The sequence below is a fragment of the Vicinamibacteria bacterium genome (genome assembly GCA_035620555.1).
Taxonomy (GTDB): Bacteria; Acidobacteriota; Vicinamibacteria; order Marinacidobacterales; family SMYC01; genus DASPGQ01.
In genome coordinates, this window is sequence record DASPGQ010000613.1 from 1 (window position 1) to 6,805 (window position 6,805).

8 protein-coding genes are annotated in these 6,805 nt (G+C 61.4%); 3 read left to right on the forward strand and 5 right to left on the reverse strand.

The window, feature by feature from the left end:
* Positions 1-157: 157 nt before the first annotated feature.
* The 3 genes from VEK15_25075 (at position 158) to VEK15_25085 (ending at position 1,267) form a co-directional block, all read left to right on the forward strand.
* A complete protein-coding gene (locus tag VEK15_25075; protein ID HXV63996.1) occupies positions 158-535 on the forward strand; it encodes a hypothetical protein in 378 nt (125 codons plus the stop codon).
* A 74-nt stretch (positions 536-609) separates the two neighbouring features.
* The gene (locus tag VEK15_25080; GenBank protein HXV63997.1) at positions 610-900 is read left to right on the forward strand and encodes a hypothetical protein; all 291 of its coding nucleotides are present in this window, start codon (positions 610-612) and stop codon (positions 898-900) included.
* On the forward strand, positions 878-1,267 hold the full coding sequence (locus tag VEK15_25085) for a PIN domain-containing protein (protein ID HXV63998.1): 390 nt from the start codon (positions 878-880) through the stop codon (positions 1,265-1,267). Before VEK15_25080 ends, VEK15_25085 begins: the two co-directional genes overlap by 23 nt.
* A gap of 12 nt (positions 1,268-1,279) precedes the next feature.
* Here VEK15_25085 and VEK15_25090 read toward each other — a convergent pair whose 3' ends face one another.
* The 5 genes from VEK15_25090 to VEK15_25110 all read right to left on the reverse strand — a co-directional run.
* Positions 1,280-2,272 (reverse strand): DUF481 domain-containing protein, encoded by a 993-nt coding sequence (locus VEK15_25090; protein HXV63999.1) that lies wholly within the window; start codon positions 2,270-2,272, stop codon positions 1,280-1,282.
* Positions 2,273-2,412: 140 nt separating this feature from the next.
* Positions 2,413-2,976 (reverse strand): hypothetical protein, encoded by a 564-nt coding sequence (locus VEK15_25095; protein HXV64000.1) that lies wholly within the window; start codon positions 2,974-2,976, stop codon positions 2,413-2,415.
* A gap of 149 nt (positions 2,977-3,125) precedes the next feature.
* Positions 3,126-3,962 (reverse strand): pyruvate formate-lyase-activating protein, encoded by an 837-nt coding sequence (gene pflA, locus VEK15_25100; GenBank protein HXV64001.1) that lies wholly within the window; start codon positions 3,960-3,962, stop codon positions 3,126-3,128.
* A 1-nt stretch (position 3,963) separates the two neighbouring features.
* Positions 3,964-6,222 carry a formate C-acetyltransferase gene (pflB, locus tag VEK15_25105; GenBank protein HXV64002.1) on the reverse strand — a complete coding sequence of 753 codons (2,259 nt, stop codon included), beginning with the start codon at positions 6,220-6,222 and terminating at the stop codon, positions 3,964-3,966.
* Between the two features lie 35 nt (positions 6,223-6,257).
* Positions 6,258-6,805: acetate kinase (locus tag VEK15_25110; protein ID HXV64003.1), on the reverse strand; the 548-nt coding region annotated here is incomplete at its 5' end.

The following is a 6,805-nucleotide window of genomic DNA, read 5'->3' on the forward strand; positions in this document are numbered from 1 at the left end:
GACGATCTTGACGCTCGTCTTCGTTCCCGTGCTCTACACCATTTTCTTCCGGATCGCTGCGCCCGCCACCCCCGGAGGGGCTCCATGACCCAATCCAGCTCAAAGCTTCCAGCAGGTGAAGGACCTCGTCTCGATGCAACGCACGAAGGAGGTTGACATGATCCTGAAGCGCGTTCTGTTGCTAACGGCCGCCGCGGCCATGGCCGCGATTTCCACCACACCGATTCCGGCGCCATTCTCCGAGCTCGAATCTGCCACGCCGGCGAAAGCTCGGGTGGCGGAACCACAACAGTCAGAACCGTCCAAAGAGCCTTGCTGCTTTCAGAACCCCAGGTATCCGGGAACCTGCAAGGTTCAACCCGCGGAGGACGAAACCTGCGCGTCCATCCTCGCCTATCTCAACAACCCGATGGCGCAGGGGAAGACCTACTGCGGAGGCACCGACGTACGTCAGGGCTGGACTGAAGTGCCTTGCGAGGAGGAAAGCGGCACGTCCTGCGTCGCGGCGCTCGGCGACCGAGAACGCCAAACCTGATCTCAATGAGACTCCTCGGCGGTTGAACCCGCACCCCCGTCCGGCTAATATAGGCATATAGATGAGGCATATATATGCATCGAACGAGCATCACATTTCCCGAAAAGCTATTTCGCCGGGCCAAGCTGCGGGCCGCCGCTGAGGGAACGACTCTGTCCGAAGTTCTTCGGAAACTTCTCGAGCGTTGGACCCGCGGCGAGCTGTCCATTGCGCCGGAAGAGCCAGAAGACGTTCGCAGACGTAAGGCCATGGCCTCTTTCGGAATCTGGGGTGATCTGGACCCCGACGTCGTTCTCGAGTCGAGCCGTCGCGGACTCAGGGAGCGCGATGAGGAGCTCGCGGATGCCCGCGTGGATTCTCGATAGCGTCGTTCTGATCGACTGGTTTTGTGGACGACCGGGGGTTGCTCCTTACGTTCGTAGCATGATTGAAGGCGAGCAAGAAGGAGCCTTTTCGACCATCAGCGAAATCGAGCTCTGGCAAGGGTTGCGCCCTGGTGAGGAAGAGGCGCACGAAGCTCTGCTCGAATGTCTGGAGCGAGTTCCTCTCGACCGGGCCATCGCCCGCCGCGCGGGCGCCCTGCGCCGCGAGCACGGTCTTTCCAACTTGTCGCTTCCGGACGCCGCGATCGCCGCGACGGCGGCCGTGACCGGAAGACGCCTATTGACTCGAAATACGAAACACTTCGAGTGCCTCACCGAGACGATTTCCATCGAGTTCTACACCAAATAAACTCGCGCGCGGTTAGTTGAAGGTCCAGCCCAGGGACGTCGTCATCCCGAAATCGTTGCGACGGGAGGTATCGCTGGGTGGATCGCTGTCGTAGCTCTCGTAGATGCTGAACGACCAGTAAAGGTTCTTGACGATCTCGATGCGTGCCTTCCCGGTTGCCTGAATGCGGTAGCGCCCCGCAGTCTTCAGGTTGACATAGACGGCGGTTCCGGCGCTCAAATCGAGCTCGGGGCTATCGAAGCGGAACGTCTCCGCGGCGAGCGCGCCCACGAGCTCGGCGTTCGATTCGTACTCGGAACGATCCTCGAATTTCTCGCGTGAGAACGCCGCGCCGCTGAGCACGCGCAGGCGCGAACGATTCGTCTGAACGAGCCTCCGCCCGACACCTCCGCCGAAGAGGCCACGAAAATCCAGACCCTGGTTTTGGCTCTTCTCCGCCTGCCCCAGTGCCGCCGCGTACCACCGGCCCTGGTAGTAGCGGGAGTAGAAGGCCTGGAGGGACTGCCGGTTCACCGTATCGGCGCCCTCCTGGCTCTGGATGTTCGAGGAGAAATCCACGTTGATCTCGAATCGCGGCACGCGGTAATCGAGCGCGGCCGAAGAGGACCAGGTCGTCGCCGCGCTCGCCTGAGTGAAGTCGAATCCCGCGTCGACCGAACCCTTGATGCGACTCCAGAACGATGCCTCGATCGGTATGATCTCGATGATTCTCGGGATCTCGACCGCTCTCCCTTCGTCGTCGATGTCCCGGATCTCCACCTGGCCGCTCTCGTTTCCGAGCGCGATGTGCCCGATGAAGCGAGCTCCCGACTGGAGCTCCACCTGGTACCAGTAGTCGGACGAAAGTCCGATGACGCGGCTCCACTTGACCGAGACGGTGCCGAAAGCGTCGGTCTTGACCGTGAGCTTGCCTCTCTGAAGCTTCTTGATCTCGCAGGTTACGCGGTCGCCGTTGTCGAGGACGACCACGTCGGTTTTGGGTCGCCCGAACAAAGTGCCGGGCATGAGAATGGCGGCACAAGCGACGAGCGCCCCGAAGTGCGTTCCTCGGGAACGAGACCCGTTCCGAAGCGGACGCCGGCGCTGCGCTTCAGTCCGTTGAGTGAGATTACCGCGGGATGATTCCCTTTTTCTCGTGGGCAAGCTCAGCGAATCCGCTGGACGTTCTCGAGATCGATCTTGGTCGTTCCCGGGGTGACGACCTGAAAGACGCCCTCGGGGGTAATCTTGACTTCGAGAGCCTCGACCAGGTTGCCGCGGCCGTTTCCGGCGTTGTTGAGCACGAGCTCGATGAGCCCCACGGAGTCCTCGGCCATCGGTTCCGAGGGAGAAGGCACGTCCTCGGGAAAGTACAGCGCGCTGTCGGTAATAATGACGACCCGCGCCCCGTTCTGGCCGGGATGAACTCTCATGTGTCGAATCACGCTCGACGGGCCGCCGGTGATCTTGGCGATACCACGATCGAACTCTCGGAGAGCCTCGATCGCGGCCCGCGAGCCCTGCTCCGCGAGGATCTGCTGAAGTCTCGCCGCCTCTTCATCTGTGGTGCGAGAAGTGACGGTCAACGTCAGCTCCGCCGTCTTCTTCCCCAGGCCTCTCGCCGCGGTGAGAGTCGCGGTAAAGACCTCTTCCGCAAAACAAACGCCATTTCCGAACAGAAAAGCCAGAACCCAGATCGCCCCGTTTCGTGTCATGCCAGATCGTGCCATATGAATATCCCCTCGAGAAGGTTTTATCAGCCGAAGCTCCCATTGGAACGAATCCCTACTTTTACCCGATCGTCGAGGCCGACGCCATCGGCTCCGATTGCCTACCGATCCAAGACGGCACCTGCTTTCAGGGCCTTGAGCTCTCTCGATCAGTACGTCTTGAGCCCCACCGCTCGGAACTGGTCGCAAACCCTCTGCACCGCTTCGCGGGCGGGTGGGTCGACATCTCCGAGTGTGTAGTCGAGCCCCAGCTCCTTCCATTTGAATCGACCCATTTGGTGGAACGGCAGCACGTCGACCCGCTCGACGTTGCCCAACGACGCGGCGAACCCCGCTATCTGCGCGATATCCTCCGGATCGTCGCTCAACCCGGGGACCAGGACGAAGCGAAGCGAGATCGGTTTCTTCCTGGAGGCCAGGCGGCGGGCGAAATCGAGGACCGGGCCGACTTCCATTCCCGTCAGACGTCGGTGGCGTTCCGGATCCCATGCCTTGATGTCCAGCAGCACGAGGTCGATGGTCTCCAACTCCGCGTCGCTGAGGCGCTCGCCCAAAGAGCCGTTGGTATCGAGAGCCGTATGGATCCCCATGGCTTTCGCGGCGGTAAAGAGCTTGACCGCGAAGCGATCCTGCATGAGGGGCTCTCCGCCGCTCAAGGTGAACCCTCCGGACATGACCTTAAGCCCTTGACGATACTTGCGAAGCTCCTCGGTGGCGCGGGCAACGGTTACGGGAATGCCGTTGCTCATCGTCCAAGTGTCCGGGTTGTGGCAGTAGAGGCATCGCCAATGGCAACCCGTCGTCCAGGCAACGACCCGCACACCCGGGCCGTCGACGGTCGAGCCCGTGGTGAACGAATGAAGAAATCCCATGTCTCCCGTGGCGAGCGCCGTCCGTACGTCCGCTTCCGGGACACCCTGCCCGAGATTGACGCGAAGCTCGAACGGGCTCTTCGCCGTGAGCGGAGTTTTCGGTTCCTGGTGCATGCTAGTTCGATTCGCCGTGGAACGTGCGGTTGATGACGTCCATCTGCTGCTCGCGTGTCAGCCGCACGAAGTTCACGGCGTAACCCGAGACCCGGATCGTCAGGTGCGGGTACTTCTCGGGATGGTCCATGGCATCGAGAAGCGTGTCGCGATTCAGCACGTTCACGTTCATGTGATACCCGGTCACGCCGAAGAACGCATCGAGCATGCTTCTCAGATTCAGGATCCGGTCCTCCTCCACTCGACCCAGACCTTCGGGGAGTAGGGTGGACGTGAGAGAGATGCCGTCGGCGGCGTCGCGGTAGGGAATCTTGGCGACCGACGCGGCCGAGGCGTGGATGCCGTGGCTGTCCCGCCCGTGCATCGGATTGGCCCCCGGTGCGAACGGCTCCCCCTGCCGTCTTCCATCCGGCGTGTTGCCGGTGCTTTTTCCGTAGACCACATTGGACGTGATCGTGAGGATGGATTGCGTGTGAAGAGCGTTGCGGTAGGTGGGATAATTCCGGAGCTTTGCCATGAACGTGCTGACGAGCCAGGTGGCAATCTGGTCCACGCGATTATCGTTGTTGCCAAACTTGGGGAAATCGCCCTCGATCTGATAGTCGGTCACGAGACCGGTCTCGTCGCGGACCACGCGAACCTTCGCGTAACGGATCGCCGAGAGGCTGTCGGCGACCACGGACATTCCCGCCATGCCGAAGGCCATGGTTCGCAGGGGAGCGTAGTCGTGAAGGGCCATCTCCAGCCGCTCGTAGGCGTACTTGTCATGCATGTAGTGGATGATGTTCATCGCGTTGACGTAGACCCTGGCGAGCCAGTCCATCATTTTTTCGAAGCGGTCGATGACGTCATCGAATTCGAGGTACTCGCCGGGGACGGTGCCGTTCGCCGGGCCAACCTGGTCACCCGTGATTTCATCCCGGCCGCCGTTGATGGCGTACAGGAGGCATTTGGCGAGGTTGGCGCGAGCCCCGAAGAACTGCATCTGTTTTCCCACGAGCATCGGGGAAACGCAGCAGGCGATGGCCCCGTCGTCTCCCCAGGAGCGGCGCATGATCTCGTCGTTCTCGAATTGAATCGAGCTCGTGTCGATCGCCACCTTCGAGGCGAAGCTCCGGAACCCATCCGGGAGACGGGGAGAGTACCAGATCGTGAGATTCGGCTCGGGTGCGGGACCGAGGTTGTAGAGCGTCTGCAGAAACCGAAAGCTCGTCTTCGTGACCAGCGTCCTCCCGTCGTCTCCGGTCCCGGCAATCGACTCGGTCACCCAGGTCGGATCACCGGCGAAGAGCTCGTCGTACTCCGGCGTCCGCAGAAAACGGACGATACGCAGCTTGATGACGAAGTCATCGATGATCTCCTGCGCTTCTTGCTCCGTGATCCTGGCGGCCAAAAGGTCCCGCTCGAGATAGATGTCGAGAAACGTGGAGGTCCGACCGAGGGACATGGCGGCGCCGTTTTGCTCCTTCACTGCCCCGAGGTAGGCGAAATAGAGCCACTGGACCGCCTCCCGGGCGTTGGCGGCGGGAGCCGATAGGTCGAACCCGTACATCTCCGCCATCTTTTTCAGATCCTCGAGGGCTCGGATCTGCTCGCTGAGCTCCTCGCGGTCGCGAATGATCTCCTCGGTCGACATGGCCGAGTCGAGCGCGGCCTTCTCCCGCTTCTTGTGCTCGACGAGCCGAGAGACCCCGTAGACGGGCACGCGGCGGTAGTCGCCGATGATGCGCCCGCGTCCGTAGGCGTCGGGGAGCCCGGTGAGGACGTGGGAGCTGCGGCAGCTCCGCACGTCGGCGGTATAAGCATCGAACACGGCGTCGTTGTGCGTTTTCCGGTACTTCGTGAATATCTCGACGACCTGTGGTTCGGGCTCGTACCCGTAGGCTTTGAGCGCGTTCACGACCATTCTCAATCCGCCGTTCGGCATTATGGCCCGTTTCAGCGGCGCCTCGGTTTGAAGGCCGACGATGATCTCGTTGTCCCGATCGATGTAGCCGGGGCCGTGAGCGGTGACGGAGCTCGGAATCTGCGAGATGTCGAGGACGCCCTTCTTACGCTCTTCGACAAAGAGCTCGTTCAATCGATCCCAGAGTTTCTTCGTGCGCTCGGTGGCGGGCGCGAGGAACGACTCGTCGCCCTCGTAGGGGTTGTAGTTCTGCTGGATGAAGTCTCGAACGTTGATCTCCTTTTGCCACAGGCCGGTCTCGAAGCCCTCCCATTGGGGGATGAGCTCGTTTTTCCGTGAAGCTATTGTCGCCATGGTCGTTCTCCTAACTTCTCTCGTTCACAACCGGCTCACCTCAATCCGAGCAGCGTTCCCGTGTGGCGGGCGATCATCAGCTCCTCGTTTGTCGATATCACCCATGCCGATACTTTGCTCTGGGAAGACGAGATCCGCGGACCCCCGCGGGCGTTTGCCTCCGTGTCGAGGGCAATACCCATCCATGCCGAAGCCTCGCCGATTCGCTTTCGGATCTCGGCGGAGTTCTCTCCGATGCCGGCGGTGAACACCAGCCCATCGATGCCGCCTAAAACCGCGGCGAGCGCACCCATCTCCTTGGCGGCGCGATAGACGAAATAGTCGACCGCGAGGCGCGCCTCGGGCTCGCTCCTGCCGAGAAGGTCGCGCATGTCATTGCTGATGCTCGAGATGCCCAACAAGCCTGATTTCTTGTAGAGGATGGTCTCCACCTCCTTCGCGGAGAGTCCCAGGGTCTGAAAGAGATAGAGCACCACACCCGGGTCGAGGGCTCCCGGGCGCGTACCCATACAGAGTCCATCGAGCGCCGTGAAGCCCAGAGTGCTGTCGATGCTTTTTCCATCTTTCATGGCACACAGGCTGG

What these genes read in the sequence shown, in the direction of transcription:
- VEK15_25085 (HXV63998.1), top strand. Translation starts at nt 878, where the DNA reads ATGCCCGCGTGGATTCTCGATAGCGTCGTTCTGATCGACTGGTTTTGT.
- pflB (HXV64002.1), bottom strand. Translation starts at nt 6,222, where the DNA reads ATGGCGACAATAGCTTCACGGAAAAACGAGCTCATCCCCCAATGGGAG.
- VEK15_25095 (HXV64000.1), bottom strand. Translation starts at nt 2,976, where the DNA reads ATGGCACGATCTGGCATGACACGAAACGGGGCGATCTGGGTTCTGGCT.
- VEK15_25080 (HXV63997.1), top strand. Translation starts at nt 610, where the DNA reads ATGCATCGAACGAGCATCACATTTCCCGAAAAGCTATTTCGCCGGGCC.
- VEK15_25090 (HXV63999.1), bottom strand. Translation starts at nt 2,272, where the DNA reads ATGCCCGGCACTTTGTTCGGGCGACCCAAAACCGACGTGGTCGTCCTC.
- VEK15_25075 (HXV63996.1), top strand. Translation starts at nt 158, where the DNA reads ATGATCCTGAAGCGCGTTCTGTTGCTAACGGCCGCCGCGGCCATGGCC.
- pflA (HXV64001.1), bottom strand. Translation starts at nt 3,962, where the DNA reads ATGCACCAGGAACCGAAAACTCCGCTCACGGCGAAGAGCCCGTTCGAG.